This is a genomic window from Alkalibacter rhizosphaerae, from assembly GCF_017352215.1.
In the GTDB taxonomy this organism is placed as follows: domain Bacteria; phylum Bacillota; class Clostridia; order Eubacteriales; family Alkalibacteraceae; genus Alkalibacter; species Alkalibacter rhizosphaerae.
In genome coordinates this window covers 885,766-901,516 of the sequence record NZ_CP071444.1, presented here as the reverse complement: position 1 = coordinate 901,516, position 15,751 = coordinate 885,766, and the positions used below count along the sequence as shown (strand labels likewise).

At 49.8% G+C, this 15,751-nt stretch carries 17 protein-coding genes; 15 read left to right on the top strand and 2 right to left on the bottom strand.

The features are described 5' to 3' along the window. The first annotated feature begins 126 nt into the window (after positions 1 to 126). The 11 genes from J0B03_RS04365 (at position 127) to J0B03_RS04315 (ending at position 11,621) form a co-directional block, all read left to right on the top strand. Complete coding sequence (locus J0B03_RS04365; RefSeq protein ID WP_309485117.1) at positions 127 to 1,143, top strand: rod shape-determining protein; 1,017 nt, start codon at positions 127 to 129, stop codon at positions 1,141 to 1,143. An 85-nt stretch (positions 1,144 to 1,228) separates the two neighbouring features. Continuing rightward, the gene (locus J0B03_RS04360) at positions 1,229 to 2,266 is read left to right on the top strand and encodes an LCP family protein (RefSeq protein WP_207300639.1); all 1,038 of its coding nucleotides are present in this window, start codon (positions 1,229 to 1,231) and stop codon (positions 2,264 to 2,266) included. A gap of 15 nt (positions 2,267 to 2,281) precedes the next feature. Further along, positions 2,282 to 3,094: an ABC transporter permease gene (locus tag J0B03_RS04355; RefSeq protein ID WP_207300638.1), complete on the top strand. Its 813-nt coding sequence runs from the start codon at positions 2,282 to 2,284 to the stop codon at positions 3,092 to 3,094. 11 nt (positions 3,095 to 3,105) lie between these two features. Then, positions 3,106 to 4,311, top strand: a complete 1,206-nt coding sequence (locus tag J0B03_RS04350; RefSeq protein WP_207300637.1) for an ABC transporter ATP-binding protein — start codon at positions 3,106 to 3,108, stop codon at positions 4,309 to 4,311. 3 nt (positions 4,312 to 4,314) lie between these two features. Next, complete coding sequence (locus J0B03_RS04345; protein WP_207300636.1) at positions 4,315 to 5,523, top strand: CDP-glycerol glycerophosphotransferase family protein; 1,209 nt, start codon at positions 4,315 to 4,317, stop codon at positions 5,521 to 5,523. Further along, the gene (locus J0B03_RS04340) at positions 5,513 to 6,664 is read left to right on the top strand and encodes a CDP-glycerol glycerophosphotransferase family protein (protein ID WP_207300635.1); all 1,152 of its coding nucleotides are present in this window, start codon (positions 5,513 to 5,515) and stop codon (positions 6,662 to 6,664) included. Before J0B03_RS04345 ends, J0B03_RS04340 begins: the two co-directional genes overlap by 11 nt. Next, positions 6,661 to 7,794, top strand: a complete 1,134-nt coding sequence (locus J0B03_RS04335) for a CDP-glycerol glycerophosphotransferase family protein (protein WP_207300634.1) — start codon at positions 6,661 to 6,663, stop codon at positions 7,792 to 7,794. The genes J0B03_RS04340 and J0B03_RS04335 overlap by 4 nt, the downstream gene beginning before the upstream one ends. A gap of 11 nt (positions 7,795 to 7,805) precedes the next feature. Next, complete coding sequence (locus J0B03_RS04330; protein WP_207300633.1) at positions 7,806 to 8,522, top strand: IspD/TarI family cytidylyltransferase; 717 nt, start codon at positions 7,806 to 7,808, stop codon at positions 8,520 to 8,522. Beyond that, positions 8,519 to 9,616, top strand: a complete 1,098-nt coding sequence (locus tag J0B03_RS04325; RefSeq protein WP_207300632.1) for an alcohol dehydrogenase catalytic domain-containing protein — start codon at positions 8,519 to 8,521, stop codon at positions 9,614 to 9,616. Before J0B03_RS04330 ends, J0B03_RS04325 begins: the two co-directional genes overlap by 4 nt. 43 nt (positions 9,617 to 9,659) lie before the next feature. Beyond that, positions 9,660 to 10,526, top strand: a complete 867-nt coding sequence (galU, locus tag J0B03_RS04320) for a UTP--glucose-1-phosphate uridylyltransferase GalU (protein ID WP_207300631.1) — start codon at positions 9,660 to 9,662, stop codon at positions 10,524 to 10,526. A 21-nt stretch (positions 10,527 to 10,547) separates the two neighbouring features. Further along, complete coding sequence (locus J0B03_RS04315; protein WP_207300630.1) at positions 10,548 to 11,621, top strand: glycosyltransferase family 4 protein; 1,074 nt, start codon at positions 10,548 to 10,550, stop codon at positions 11,619 to 11,621. A gap of 2 nt (positions 11,622 to 11,623) precedes the next feature. On the opposite strand, the gene J0B03_RS04310 is transcribed toward J0B03_RS04315, so the two are convergent. Further along, a complete protein-coding gene (locus J0B03_RS04310) occupies positions 11,624 to 12,178 on the bottom strand; it encodes a hypothetical protein (protein WP_207300629.1) in 555 nt (184 codons plus the stop codon). 184 nt (positions 12,179 to 12,362) lie between these two features. On the opposite strand from J0B03_RS04310, the gene J0B03_RS04305 reads away from it, so the two are divergent. Both J0B03_RS04305 and J0B03_RS04300 read left to right on the top strand, forming a co-directional pair. Then, positions 12,363 to 12,587 (top strand): DUF1659 domain-containing protein, encoded by a 225-nt coding sequence (locus J0B03_RS04305; RefSeq protein ID WP_207300628.1) that lies wholly within the window; start codon positions 12,363 to 12,365, stop codon positions 12,585 to 12,587. Between the two features lie 55 nt (positions 12,588 to 12,642). Beyond that, positions 12,643 to 12,861 carry a DUF2922 domain-containing protein gene (locus tag J0B03_RS04300; protein ID WP_207300627.1) on the top strand — a complete coding sequence of 73 codons (219 nt, stop codon included), beginning with the start codon at positions 12,643 to 12,645 and terminating at the stop codon, positions 12,859 to 12,861. Positions 12,862 to 12,995: 134 nt separating this feature from the next. Here J0B03_RS04300 and J0B03_RS04295 read toward each other — a convergent pair whose 3' ends face one another. Then, positions 12,996 to 14,087 carry an LCP family protein gene (locus J0B03_RS04295; protein WP_207300626.1) on the bottom strand — a complete coding sequence of 364 codons (1,092 nt, stop codon included), beginning with the start codon at positions 14,085 to 14,087 and terminating at the stop codon, positions 12,996 to 12,998. 712 nt (positions 14,088 to 14,799) lie between these two features. Between J0B03_RS04295 and J0B03_RS04290 the strand changes: the two genes are divergently transcribed. Then, positions 14,800 to 15,051, top strand: a complete 252-nt coding sequence (locus tag J0B03_RS04290) for a YveK family protein (protein WP_207300625.1) — start codon at positions 14,800 to 14,802, stop codon at positions 15,049 to 15,051. 124 nt (positions 15,052 to 15,175) lie between these two features. Continuing rightward, on the top strand, positions 15,176 to 15,730 hold the full coding sequence (locus tag J0B03_RS04285; protein ID WP_207300624.1) for a CpsD/CapB family tyrosine-protein kinase: 555 nt from the start codon (positions 15,176 to 15,178) through the stop codon (positions 15,728 to 15,730). Positions 15,731 to 15,751: the final 21 nt, after the last annotated feature.

Genomic DNA, 15,751 nt, shown 5'->3' with positions numbered 1-15,751 from the left:
GTTTTGCAAAAAATGTTTTATTAAGTATGCAACTATGTTACAATCCGCCTATGGTAACAATGTTTTTTTGTGATATAATGAATTATTGTAAAACAGTTATGCATAGATGGGAGAGGAATGGAAGCAATGGGATTTAGAAAAGATGTAGGAATCGACTTGGGCACCGCAAATATTTTGGTGTATGTAAAGGGAAAGGGAATCGTATTGCAGGAACCATCCGTTGTTGCGATCGATACAAATACAAATGAAATCAAGGCCATTGGAGCCGATGCCAGAGCCATGCTGGGCAGGACTCCTGGAAACATTCAGGCTATTCGTCCCTTGCGGGACGGAGTCATCAGCGACTTCAAGATCACAGAGCGCATGCTCAAATACTTTATTGCAAAAGTATGCGGAAATCGACGATTTTTGCGACCCAGAGTGGTAGTTGGCATCCCCAGCGGCGCTACGGAAGTGGAGAAGCGGGCTGTGGAACAAGCCGTCCTGGCAGCAGGAGGGACCAATCCCATTATTGTGGAAGAACCAGTGGCGGCAGCCATTGGAGCCGGCATCGACATCACCCAGCCCACAGGCAACATGGTGGTGGATATCGGCGGAGGGACCACCGACGTGGCCGTCCTTTCTTTAGGCGGCATCGTGGAGAGCACCTCCATCAAAAATGCCGGAGACAAATTTGACGAAGCCATCGTTCGATACATGCGAAAAAATCACAACGTCCTCATCGGGGAACGGACGGCGGAAGATCTGAAGATCCAGATCGGTAGCGCCTACCCCATGGAAGAAGAAGTGACCATGGACATTCGAGGTCGGGACCTTTTGAGCGGACTGCCTAAGACCATCACCGTTTCTTCGGAAGAAGTCCGGGAGGCATTGATGGACAACATCACTGCCGTCATCAACGCCATTCACGGCGTGTTGGAGAAGACACCGCCGGAGTTGGCCAGTGACATCAGCGATACAGGCATCTATCTGGCCGGTGGAGGCGCTTTACTTAAAGGATTGGACATGCTTATTTCCGAGAGAATGGGCGTTCCGGTCAATATCGTGGAAAACGCCGAGTCCTCCGTGGCCTTCGGTACGGGTAAGATCCTGGACAATGTCCACCTTCTGGGAAGCGGCACCGGAAAGCGATCTTACGACTAAGCAATATCAATGACCGAAAGGCACGGAAGACTCCGTGCCTTTCTTAAGTGACACCAACAAATCATAGCGAAGGTAGAAGTGACCAATGAAAAAAGTAAGAGAGTGGAGCAAACGAAAGAAAATCATTGTAGGTACTGTTTTATCGATGTTGATCCTGGCCATCGGCTATGGGACCTACCAATATATCCAGCTTCAAAACACCAAAAAGGTTTTTGAAGCTCAACAGAAAGAACGGATGGAAGAACTCCAGCGGCAGCAGGAAGAACAGGACCAGGCCAAGGAAGGGGTCGCCACCATCTTTCACGAAGACCGGATCAATTTTCTTCTCATGGGATTCGACAAGGACGAAAGCCGGATCGACAAATGGCGGCTCTTTCGCCCCGATGCCCTGGTCATGGTATCCCTGGATCTGAAAACCGACGGAGTGGACATGATCTCCTTTCCCAGAGACGCCCTGGTTTGGATCGCCCATCGACCGGGCAAGGACAAGATCAATGCCGCATTTTATTACGGCCACGACCTGGGAGGCGGCAAGACGGCGGAAGAAAAGGAAGCCATGGGCTACCAATACGTGGTGGACACGGTTTCCGAATTTTTGGGAAACATCTACATCGACAACTATGTGGCCATGGACATGGACGGCTTTGAGCGTCTCATCGATGACATGGGCGGCGTAGACATGTATGTGGAACGGGACGGCTACGACCATGCCCATGGCGGGGTTTTGTACGCAAAAGAAGGTCAACAGGTATTGGACGGATATCAGTTTTTGGCCTACATACGAGATCGGGGAACCGACGTGACCCAGGATGAGGACCGGGCCCAGCGGACCCAAAAGGCTTTTCAAGTTCTTTACAAACAGTTGAAAGATCAGAACATGCTCTCCATGCTCCCCAAGTTACTGGACAACTACCGGGAAAACGTGGACACCAACATGACCTTGCGGGAGATGAGTGCGCTTGCCCTATATGCCCAGAAAATGGACATGGACAGCATGGGCAAGCACGTGATCAAAGGGGATTATGAATATCGGGAAGAACAGATCTACTTTATCCCGGATGAACAAGCCCGCATCGATCTGGTCAAAAAAGTATTTGGGTATGATTTTACCCCCCAGCGTTAAGGAGGAGGCAAAAGGATGAACCTGTTTCGGTATCCCTGGTGGATCCTGAAGGAAAACGGGGTCTATGCAAAACGGACCCTGGAAATGTCTTTCAAAGAACTGCATAAACGTTACAGCGGTGCGGCATTGGGCGCTTTTTGGGCGCTGGTGCGACCTTTGTTGTTCATCTTCGTCTACTGGTTTGCCGTTTCCGTGGGCATCCGTGGAGGCGGGGCCATCAACGAGCACCCCTACGTGTTGTATCTGATCGGAGGCATCATCCCCTGGTTTTTTGTTTCAGAGACCTTGGTCTATGGGGCCAAGTCCCTGCGGGCCAACAAGCACCTGATCACAAAAATGGTGTATCCCGTATCCACCATCCCAACCTTCAGCATCCTCTCCCAGCTCTATGTCCATGTGGCCATGACGGGGATCGTGGTGGTGATCTTTGCCTTGTCCGGATATCCTCCCACCGTGCACACCCTGCAGCTGCTTTATTACACCTTTTGCCTGTTCGTCTTCATGACGGTACTGAGTTGGACAACGGCGGCCCTGGCAGTAGTCAGCCGGGATTTCGAGCACCTGATCAAGTCCACCACCCAGATGCTTTTCTGGCTTACCCCCATCATCTGGCACATCGGAAATGTGAAGGGGGTGTTGAAGCTGGTGGTCATGGCCAATCCCATCAATTATTTCGTCAGCGGGTATCGGGACAGCCTGTTAAACCAGCGCTGGTTTTTTGACAACCCCCTGTACACCTTGTACTTCTGGGGCGTGACCCTGTTGTTGGCCTTCTTTGGGGCCTATGTGTTTCATCGACTCAAAGATGAATTCGCCGACATCCTGTAAGGAGGCCGATCATGGAACCGAGCATCGTTATCAAGAATCTTACGAAAATTTATAAAATATACGGACGTTCCTGGCATCGGGTGGCGGACCTGTTCACCAACCGAAAGCGCTACCGGGATTTTTATGCCTTGAAGGACATGACCCTGACCATCCCCAAAGGAGAGGCCCTTGGGATCCTGGGAAAAAACGGGGCGGGGAAATCCACCCTGTTGAAGATCATAACGGGAGTCACCGCACCTACCAGGGGTGAAGTGACCGTCAACGGCTCCATCAGCGCCCTGCTGGAGTTGACCAGTGGTTTCGATCCGGAACTATCCGGCATGGAAAACATCTATTTGAAAGCCCTGGCCATGGGGATCCAGAAGAAAGACATGGACAGGCAGGTGGACAAGATCCTGGAGTTTGCCGACATCGGCGACTACATCCACCAGCCGGTGCGGACCTATTCCAGCGGCATGAAATCCCGATTGGGCTTTGCCATCAGCGTCAACGTGGACCCGGACGTTCTCATCGTGGACGAGGTGCTGGCCGTGGGGGATGATGTCTTCCGGCTAAAATGCATCGAGAAAATGGAAGAATTCAAGGATCAGGGCAAGACCATCCTCTTTGTCAGCCACTCCCTGTTCACGGTGAAAAGCTTCTGCAACAAATGCGTCTGGATCAAGGATGGACAAATGATGGAATACGGCCCTACAGAGGATGTGATGGTCCGCTACGAGACCTATTTGAAAGAAGAACGGGCCAAGGAAAGGGAACAAAAACGTCTAAAAAGCGACGAGAAACTGGTGGTCATGGGGAAGGAAGACCTTCTTTCCTACGAAAACTTTCAGCTTCTGGATCCCAAGGGGGAACCCACCACCCGTTTTGCCTACGGACAGGACATCTCCTTTTCCTTTGATTATCATGTAAAAAAAGAATTTCGAGATCTCTATTGGTGCTTCACCCTCCGGGATGCGGAGACCAACGAGATCTATGGCAGTCCCAAGCAAAGCGAACACCACCAAGTTTCTCCGGAACCGGGCATCCACCATATCCGGGCAACCATCAAGAAACCGGGCCTATTGCCCGGGAAATACCTCCTTTCCGGAGAACTCCGGGACAGTCGGGGGGCCCTTCATTTCGGCTATGCCAACAAGGTGCCCTTCGAAGTGGAATCGGATGTGTTTTTGGGCACCGGCCTGGTGTATATGGATCACGAATACGAAAATGGAGTGTAGGATTTGGCAGACAGACAGCAAGAAATGAAAAACACAACAAAAAATGACCCCGGATTGGGGCGCAAGGGGATCACCTGGTTTCGCAAGGGTACCTATAAGGTACTGTATTATTTGTGCGGTCTCTTTCCGGTGAAAAAAGACCGGATCCTCTTTGCCACCGATTCCAGAAGGGATCTTAGCGGCAACCTGCAGTGGGTCCATGACCGGATGAAAAGGGAAAGACCGGATCTGGACTACCAGTATCTGTTCAAGGAGAAAGTCAGCAATTACCGAAGTTTGAAAGACAAGTTTCGCATGCCCTGGCTTTTGGCAACCTCCGCCACCATTCTCATTGACGACTATTATCCCATGATCTACGGATTGCGGCTTCGAAAAGGGGTGGATCTGATCCAGCTCTGGCACGCCGTAGGAGCTTTTAAAACCTTCGGATATTCCAGGGTGGGCAAGCCGGGGGGACCTTCTCCCGATAGCAAGGCCCATCGGAATTATACCAAGGCCATCGTCAGCTCCAAAGAAGTAGCCAAATACTATGCAGAAGGCTTCGGCATCCCCATCCATCGGGTCCATGCCACCGGCATCCCAAGGACGGATGTGTTTTTTGACGAGGAATACAAAGAGAAGACCAGAGCTTCCATCTATGAAGCCTACCCGGCTTTTCGGGAAAAGAAGGTCTATCTTTTCGCACCCACCTTTCGGGGAACGGGGGCCAAGACCGCTTATTACGATTTCGACCGGCTGGATCTGGAAAAAATATACGACCTGTGCAAGAAGAAAAACGCGGTCTTTATCGTCAAGATCCACCCATTCGTATCGGAACGGTTGTTTATTACCCGGGAAATGGAAGACGTTTTCTTTGATTTGTCCTTTGAACGGGAGATCAACGACCTCCTCTTTGTAACGGATGTGCTGATCACCGATTATTCCTCCACCTGCTTTGAGTTTGCCCTCCTGGGAGGTCCCATGGTCTTTTACGCCTATGACCTGGAGGAATATATTGCCCAGCGGGACTTTTATTACCCCTACCGGGAATTTGTTCCCGGCCGGATCTGTGAGAGCCTGGAAGAATTGATCCAGGCTTTGGAAGCGGAAGATTTTCAGCAGGAAAAGGTGGAGCCTTTCAAGAAAAAGTTCTTCCAGTACGCCGACGGGAACGCCACCAAGCGGGTGGTGGACCTGGTGCTGGACAAAGGCGGGGTGACCCATGATCAATAAGCTGCGAAAGTTTTTGGTGGCGGCCTCCTATCAGGTCTTTCGCCATTTTCCCATGAAGGACAAGATCGTCCTTGCAAATTTCTCTACGGGACGTCTGGAAGGAAACCTTCGATCCATCTATGAAGAGTTGGTGGATCGGGGGGAAAGGCGGCGGGTGGTTCTTCTCCTCCATCGCTCTCAAGGAAATTTTAATGGAAAGATCATATACTTGTTTAAAATGATCCAGGCGGCCTGGCAGATCGCCACCAGCCGGATCGTCGTAGTGGACGACTACTTTTATCCACTCTATGTGGTAACACCGAGACCGGAGACCTTTGTACTTCAGGTCTGGCATGCCTGTGGCGCCTTTAAAAAATTTGGCTACAGCGTTCTGGACAAGGGGTTTGGCGCCTCCAAGGATTTTGTGAAGACGGTGAAGATCCACAGCAACTACGACATGGTCCTGGTCAGTTCCATGGAAGTGGCCAGGCATTATGCCGACGCCTTCCAAACGGACATGGGGAAGATGACATCTCTGGGGATCCCCCGGACGGACGTCTTCTTCGATGCAGCACAAAAAAGCGACATAGAAAAGCGCTTGCGGGATAAATATCCCCAAATAAAAGGCCGAAAAATAGCCTTATACGCCCCCACCTTTCGGGGAGAGAGCCGGTTTGACGCCAAAAGTGGCTTCCAGCTGGATCTGGAGGCCATGAAGAAAGCCCTGAGCAAGGAATGGGTGCTGGTGGTGAAACTCCATCCCTTTGCCCTGAAGGACTTTCCCGAAGGCTGGGAGGGGGACGATTTTGTTGTCAACCTGTCGGAGACGGAGGACATCAACGAATTGATGATCCTTTCCGACCGGCTCATCACGGATTACTCTTCCGTGGTCTTTGAATACGCCCTCCTGGAGCGACCCATGGTGTTTTTTGCCTATGACCTGGAAGGATACATCAAGGAACGGGATTTCTACTATCCCTACGAAACTTTCGTTCCCGGCCCCATCGTGTCCCACACGGAGGGGGTCATCCAATGTTTGCAGGATCCAAAACCGGATATCCATAGGGTAAAGGCATTTAAAGAGAAGTTTTTTGACAGAGGTGACGGGCAGGCCACAAAACGAGTGGTGGATCTTCTGCTGGAAAGGGGCAAGGAATCATGACAGACCTGGAATACTTCCTGACCCGACAATTTTTACGGATCTTCTACTTTTTGTTCAAGATCTTTCCCGTGCAAAAAAACAAGGTCCTCTTTGCCACGCCCAGAAACGACGTCCTCCAGGGGAACCTCCACGCCATCTACCGACAGCTCAAAAAAGACCGGCCGGAACTGAGGTCCGTCTTTTTATTGGATACCTACGGCTATTCCCTGGCGGCAAAGATCGGATATTTGTTCAAGCTGGTGGGAGGGCTCTACCACGTTCAGACCTCTTCTTATGTGATCCTGGACAACGCCTATTTGCCGGTCCACCTCTTTCCCCACAAGGAAGAGACCACGGTGATCCAGACCTGGCATGCCTGCGGCGCCTTTAAAAAGTTTGGTCGTAGCACCATGGGGCTACCCCACGGGATCAAAAGCCCGGAGATCCACTTTCTTCACCGGTATTACGATTATGCCATCGCCACCTCCCAACATGTAGTGGACGCCTACAGCGAGGCCTTTGGACTGCCACACAACAAGGTGATCCCCATAGGCGCTCCCCGTACGGATTTTTTCTTTGACCAAGAGGCCATGGAAAAGCAGCGGCAAAAGGTGAAAAGGGATTTCCCCCAAATAGAAGGAAAGAAGATCCTTCTCTATGCTCCCACTTTTCGGGGCAGAGGCAAGGAAAAGCATTCCCGATTTCCTCTGAATACCAGGCAGTTTGTAAAGAGTCTGGGAGAAGAATACCTGCTCATGATCAAGCCTCATCCCCACACCCCCATGACGGGAGTGGACACCTCGGAGGAAAGAGTGGTCCTGGTGGCGGATGATTACCCTTTGAACGCCTTGTTTACGGTGGTGGACCTGCTGATCACGGATTACAGCTCCGTCATCTTTGAATACGCCCTTTTGGGCAAGCCCATGGTCTTCTACGCTTATGATTTGAAAGAGTATGAAGCCAACAGCGCCTTTTATCAGGATTATGCAGCCTTTGTCCCCGGACCGGTTGCCGGTAACCAGAAGGAACTGGTGGAGACCATCAAGGGGGAAGATTTCAAGGCCTATGATGTAGAGGCATTTGCAAAAAAATATTTCGACCAGCGGGACGGCCATGCCACCCGACGGTTCATCCATTACTTTTTTTCCTAGAGGAGAGACTTATGAAGACAACCGCATCTTGTATTTTACTGTCTGCCGGCAAAGGGGAGCGGATGGGAGGAGAACTTCCCAAGCAGTTCATCGTGTTTGACGGAGATCCCCTGATCATCCACACCATGCGTGTGCTGGACGACTGCAGCCGCATCGACGATCTGGTGGTGGTCATGAACCCCCACTACATGGACTATGCCAGAGACCTGTTTTCCCGGTATTCCTTTCAAAAACCGGTGATCCTTACCGAGGGCGGGGAGACCCGGCAAATGTCCACCTACAACGGATTGATGGCCTTAAAAGAGAAGGCCCCCAAAATCGTGGTGATCCACGAAGCGGTCCGTCCCTTCATCGGGGAGACCATGGTCAACGAGACCATTGACGAAGCGGTGATCCACGGAGCGGTGGATACGGCGGTCAAGACCACGGACACCATGCTTCAGGTCCAGGACGGGATGATCATCGGCATGCCGGATCGGGACTTGCTCTACAACGGCCTTATGCCCCAGACCTTCCAGTATGACCTGATCGTCCAGGCCCATGAAAAGGCCATGGAAGACCATTTCACCCAAACCACCGACGACGTTCGGCTGGTCTACCGGTTGGGTCTTCCCGTGAAGGTGGTCATGGACAGCTACGACAACAAGAAGCTGACCACCCAGGAGGACATTGAATTGTTTGAAAAAATCTACAATGCGAGAAACCGCAAGAAAGAAGAGAAGTCATGAACACTGTACAAACGAAAGTGACCCAGCTGATCAAACCCTACCGGTTTGAGCTGGTGGAAAAAATAAAAGAGAAAAGGGACAGCGACCTGGTGATCCGGCCTACTTTGGCCTGCATCTGCGCTGCAGACCTTCGCTATTATACGGGGAACCGACGACCGGAAGCCCTGGAGAAGAAGTTGCCCATGGCCCTCCTTCACGAAGGGATCGGCGTGGTCCTTCAGGACAGCCAGAACGGCCACCGAAAAGGGGACCGGGTGGTCATCGTTCCCAACATCCCGGGATACATCCACGATCCTCAAAAGTATCCCACGCCGGAAGACTGCTGCGTGGCCTGCAAGCAGGGGGTCCACTTTGAAAACCACTGCAGCAACGTCCACTTCCTCTCCAGCGGATACGACGGCATGACCCAGGACCGGCTGGTCCACCCGGGTCTGTGCGCCGTCAAGATCCCGGAGACCGTTCCCGACGAGGTGGCGGTTCTCTCGGAACTGGTGACGGTCTGCTACAACGCCGCATATAAGGCTTATCTGGCGGAAAAGCTGAGCAGCAAGTCCAAGGTCCTTCTCTTCGGAGACGGCCCTGTAGGCTACTGCCTGTACGCTGTATTACACCACATATTCCACCTGCCCAAGGAAAACATCCATGTGGTGGGGAAATCGGAAGAAAAACTGGTTCACTTTAAAAACGCAACGACCCACCTTTTGGGAGAAGAGATCCCCGGGGATTTCGCCCTGGCTTTCGAGTGCGTCGGAGGAAAGGGGATCACCCAGGCTGCGGACATCGCCATTCGCCAGATGCTTCCGGGAGGGATGCTGGTCCTGATGGGGGTCAGCGAAGAAGATGTGCCCATCAACACCCGGGACGTGCTGGAAAAGGGGCTCCATCTCATAGGAAGTAGCCGAAGCAGCCGGATCAACTACAAGACGGTGATGGAGCACATGGAGGATCCGGACTTTCAGGAGACCCTGCTGGCCCTCCATTCCACCCCGGCATTTGTGATCAAGGAGCCAAAGGATCTGAATCTGGCCTTTGACTTTGCCGCATCCAAGGATTACTGGGGGAAGATCTACCTGGCACTGAACCAGGATCAATAGAAATGAAGAAACAAGGAAATGAAAAATAAAAGGGAGTGAGGAAATGACCGTACGTAAAGCCATTATCCCCGCAGCAGGACTGGGGACCCGTTTTTTACCGGCCACCAAGGCCATGCCCAAGGAAATGCTGCCCATCGTGGACAAGCCCACCATCCAATACATCATCGAGGAGGCCATGGCCAGCGGCATTGAAGAGATTTTGATCGTCACCGGACGAAGCAAACGGGCCATTGAAGACCATTTTGACAAGTCCGTGGAGCTGGAGCTGGAACTGGAGCAAAAGAATAAGCAGGATCTTTTGAAAATGGTCCGGGAGATCTCCGAGATGGTCAACATCAATTACGTCAGACAAAAGGAACCCCTGGGATTGGGACATGCCGTCCTGTGCGCCAAGACTTTTGTGGGTAACGAACCCTTTGCCGTCTTGCTGGGTGACGATGTGGTATACAATCCGGAAAAACCGGCATTGAAGCAGTTGATGGATGTGTATGACACGAAAAAAGCCTCCGTACTGGGCGTCCAAAGCGTGGCGCCGGAGGATGTGAACAAATACGGCATCGTGTCGGGGGAGAAGATCGGTCCCCGTCTTTATACGGTGGACGATCTGGTGGAAAAACCCAAGCGGGAGGAAGCTCCCACCAATGTGGCTATTTTGGGACGATACATCATCACACCGGCCATCTTTGAGATCCTGGAGACCACTCCCAGAGGTGCAGGAGGCGAGATCCAACTCACCGACGGGCTGAAGATCCTTGCCGGCCGGGAAGCCATGTTCGCTTATGATTTCGAAGGAAAGCGATACGATGTGGGAAACAAGCTTGGATTTTTGGAAGCAACGGTGGAATACGCCTTGCGACGCGACGATATCAAGGAAGAGTTTGCCGCCTATTTGAAAGGACTCAAACTCTAACGCCTGCAGAGAGGACCAATCATGAACCCCATTCTCATTTACCTGTCCTGCCTGGGCCTGTCCATGGCCCTGACACCGGTGATCGCCCGGCTTGCCGTCATGGTGGGAGCCGTGGACAAACCGAACCACCGGAAAGTGCATGCAAAACAGATGCCCACTTTGGGCGGCCTGGCTATTTTTGGCGCCTTTTACCTGGGGCACCTGTTTTTCAACTATCCCCATTTTCAGTTCAAGGGGATCTTCCTGGGCGGCTTGGTGATTTTGGCTGCAGGGATCCTGGACGATCTGGTGGGCCTCAAGCCCAAATGGAAGCTCCTGTTCCAGTTTGTGGCGGCTGCCATAGCCATCTTTTATGGACAGGTCCATTTTAAATCTTTCATCCTGCCTTTCATTGGGTGGGTGGATCCGGGATACGCAGGCTATGTCATTGCCTTTATCTGGATCGTAGGAATGACCAATGCCATCAACCTGATCGACGGTCTGGACGGCCTGGCCTCCGGCGTCAGCTCCATCACGTTCTTGACCATGTACATCCTGGCGGCTCCCTTGAACGATTACTTCATCATGACCTACGCCCTGATTTTGGCAGGGAGCACCATGGGCTTTTTGATCTATAATTTCCATCCGGCAAAGATCTTCATGGGGGATACGGGGGCCATGTTCCTGGGTTATATCATCGCCGTCATGGCCATGATGGGCTTTCGAAACGCCACCTTCATCTCTTTCGTGGTGCCCATCATTATTTTAGGGGTCCCTGTCTTCGACACCTTCTTTGCCATGGTTCGGCGGAAGCTGCAGGGCAAGCCCATGACCCAGGCGGATCGGGGACACCTTCACCACGTCCTAATGCGGTTGAACGAGTCCCAGACCAAGACAGTACTGATCATTTACGGCATCAGCATTTTTTTCAGTGCCGTTGCCGTTGTATACAATACCATATCCACCACCGTCGGCCTGTCCATCATGCTGGTGGCTTACGTTGTGGTTCGGATGTGTTCCAGAAAACTACTGAAGAAAGGAATGGACCTAAAACATGTTGAACAACAAGACGAAACGGATGATCACCGGGGCCCTGGCCTTGATGATGGCCATTAGCATTATTCTTGTTCCCATTCTGGGAATGTTGTCATAAGGGAGCCGATAATGTCGTAGGAGATCCCGGCTTCCGCACATTTGGCAAAATAGTGATTTTGCAGGTATTTGGCACAGAGGAAATTTTGCTCCAGACTGCGAGTATTCTGAGAGCTTAGCAAGCTGGTCTGATTTTGAAAAAGGATGCGGGAACGAGATTCCAGCACACCGGAAGGACCGATCTTTTGGATATGTGGCAGGTTCATGTACCCGTAGGTGCCCCTTTTCGCATTTTTCAACCGGGTCTTTACCGGGATCAAAACGATGTTGGGGCGAATGGGTAGGGGATAGAGCATCTTTTTCCGGGTGGCATCAAAAACCACCTGACCTACAAAATGCTGGTTGATGCTGGAAAGCATCTGGTATTTTTTCAATACGGTTTTAACTTGATAGGGCACAATGGTCTCACCGCTGACGGTGTGGATGATGGTGCTTTTTCTTTTGCCCACAGGATCGGCAGGCATAAAGTAGAGGGTGTCTTCGGGTCGTATAGAATACTCCCTGAAAAAGTCGCGTTTCATAGAATTCTCCTTGTCACAGTATATTTTTAATGTGTTCAATTTGACGTCAATTATTAGTTTAACCCATGAGTGACAGGATTTCCACTATTTTTTGACTGCATTTAAATAAAATTTTCACAAAAAACAGGGTTTCTTTTTTCCTTTATTTCTATTTAATAGATGTAGAAAGAAAGGGGGTGAAAATATGGCAGTTGAAACCATGAAATTTGGCACCAAGATGGTACTGAAGCTGGATGGGGGCCTCAACGAAAAGGGAGAACCCATCGTCAAAAGCAAGACTTATGCCAACGTGAACACGGCGGCAGCAGACCAGGACATTTACGACGTGGCAACTACACTGGCGGGCCTTCAGACCAGAACCTTGGAAGGAGTCCACAAGCTGGAGGAAACGATCCTCATCCAGGTGTAAGGAAAGCCTACGATCGTGACATAGAGTTGAAATACGATGAGAAAGGAGAATGAATATGGCAGAAATGAAATTGGATCTGAATTTTAAACGGGCCGATGGATACAACGCAAAGATGTCCATCCCAGATGCCCGGACCGACGTGACGGGAGTGGAAGCGGCGGCCTTCATGGATCAAGTGATCGCGACCCAGATCTTCCAGCCCAGCGGATCCCCCATGGCGGAAAAGGTGAGTGCCCAGTTGGTGTCCACGGATATCACGGAACTGAGCCTGTAAGAAGAATGAACCAAATATGACAAGTTAGGTCGAATAGAATCGTCAACCTATATAAATATATAGCACAAAGATGCGAAAAAAGAAGAGGTCGTCTCAGAAAAAAATCTGAGGCGGCCTCTTTGTTATACATAGTTTTAGTATTGTGCCATGGTATCGTTGATGTCCTGCAAGCGGTCACTTGGCTCGAATTCATCGTTTTCGTAGATGAAGTTGTGCAGGTAAGCAACATTGTCGATCAAAGAAGTTGGTAGCAACACAGCACCGCCGTTAATGGTGGCGTTTTTCACATGGTCATCCAAGGGGATCCGAGTATTTACCAAATTAGTGGTTCCGGAAGTCATTACTTTGGTTCCGATGCTTAAGATCTCACTGCGGGACATGCTGGTTTGTACGTAAGGCAGCAAACTGTCTGCAAAGCGCATGGCTTTGGTGATAGACCGGTCTTTCAGGACTTTGTTGAGTACTTGTTCCAGGACGGTTCGTTGGCGTTCAGTACGTTCGAAATCGGCATTGCCTACTTTTCGGATACGGCTGTAAGCGAGCGCTTGACCACCGTCTAATACTTGTCTTCCAGATGATTCTAATTTCTGTGTATTTGTACCAATATTTTTATTTTGATGATTAATAGCAACGTTGATTTCATTTAATTCATACGGTTTAATATCAATTTCTACACCACCAACGGCATCCACGATTTTTTCCATTGCCTCGAAATTTACAGTTGCGAAATCTGTTATATTCATGTCGTAATTTGTATTAAGTGTTTTGATGGCGAGAGTTGGTCCACCGTACGCAAAAGCACTGTTAATTTTTTTGTAGTCTTTATCTGGAATGCTGGCAAAAGTATCACGCATGACCGATGTTAGCTTTAGCTTTTTATGGTCAAAATCTAAAGTGGCGATCAATATGGTGTCAGACAATGAATTACTGTAGTCGCCATTACGCGTATCGATCCCAAATAAAGCGATATTTACGATGTTTTTATTGGAGAGGTTTATATCTACTTTTCCCGGGTCTTCCACGAGCCCCAAGTCACTTTCATCGATATCCACCTGATCCGCTTGACCAAGAAGAGAACTTAAATAGGCATACACGCCAACGAACAATACCAAGATTCCGATAAATACGCCGATCAGGATCCGGCGCCTTCTTTGTCTTTTCTTTTTTTCCTTTTGGTTCTTTCTTATTCTTGCTGCACTGGGCATTTTGTCACCTGCTTTTTTCAAATAGATTCCTATTTCACATTCATGTTTTGACACTTTAAAATTATATCATGTTCAGCAAATTTAACAACCAGCTTTTGTTGATAGAGGGTATACAAACTGTAAATATTCCTAAAAAACTTCGATCGGTGTTATGAAAACAAGAAAATAATGGTAAAGTTGACTTCATTTAACCTGGTTACTGTGGTATAATCTTTAACTGGCAAACGAGAATGCAAGAGTTGAAAATCGTAACGAACTTGGAGGAGCAACGTGAGATAGGAAAGATATCGAAACGTGGAAGAAGAGATCGAACTGAAAGAATTACTGGCTATAATTCTGGCAAAAGATGTTCATAGCTAAGTGGACTGACGTATTGGCGGCGATTGTGCTACTTGGCAGCGTGGACATGTATTTTATGAAACCGCCCATCACCCACTATAAGGCAGTGGTGGAGATCACCCTGGAATAGCCGGAAGAATTGGAAGAACCGGCAGAATATCCTTTGCAGCTGGAGGTACTGTCTGCTTTGCCGAAAAGCGACATGGTGGCAAATACCGTAAAGAAAGAATTAGAGTTATCCAAGGAAGCAGCATAGATTCAAAGTAATACAGAAAGTACCCTGCAACCGGAAAGCAATTCTTTGCTCGTCACATACGAAGATCAAAGTGGAGATGAGGCCCTCCGGATTGCAGAAGGTTTGGCAGATCAAGTCATGCGATTTGCGGAATGATCCATGGCAACAGGCTCCGTCACAATAACACGTTCTGCCGTACTGTCAACAGAAAAGGTCGAGGTCCGACAGCCCGTCAATTTTGTTCTCAACACAGTCATTGGGATCGTTTTTGGTTTGATGGGGACCATCTTCCTGGTCTTCTTCATGAATTATATCATTGATCGGATCAAAACCATGGAAGACGTGGAAAAGAGACTGGGTGTCAGGGTATTGGGAGCCATTCCCAAACAGGACAACAAGGATTCCAAGTGAGGAGAAGCTTATGAAAAAGTGGATGAAAAATAAGAAGGTGGAAATAACGGAGTATACTGTGGCCGAAGCATATAAAAACCTGATCGCAACCATCAATAATTCTGGAAAAGACAAGTAGGTCCTGATGGTGACCAGCACCCTGCCAAAAGAAGGGAAAACCACTCTAGCTTATAATAATGCAAAAAGCTGGCATGAAGTTGGCGAGAATGTCCTCCTTCTTGATGGGGACATGCGAAAATCCAGGATAAAAGAATATCTTAACATGGAAACCAACCTGGGGTTGACACATGTGTTGCAGGGAAAAGGAAGAGTCACCGATGCTATCATGGAAGACCCTGCCACCGGCTTGCAGATCCTATTGGCCGGAGAGCCCACGTTGGAGTCGACGGCATTGTTGGAGAAGGGCCGATTCGTTGCTTTGCTGGAAGAGTTGAAAAGATCCTATGACCGGATCGTGGTGGATACGCCCACCTATGGCGCGATCGCAGATGCAACGATCATTGCCGGATCATGCGATGGAGTTGTGTTGGTGGTAGAGGAAGATCGGACCAAAATAGAGGATGCAGCTAAAGTGATCGATCAATTAGGCGAAATAAGAGCGGAATTGATCGGTGTCGTACTGACGAAAGCAACATTGCCTGAAAATTTGAACATGCAGGCTTCCTACTATAATCTATAAAGATAAACCTCGGGGGTGGAA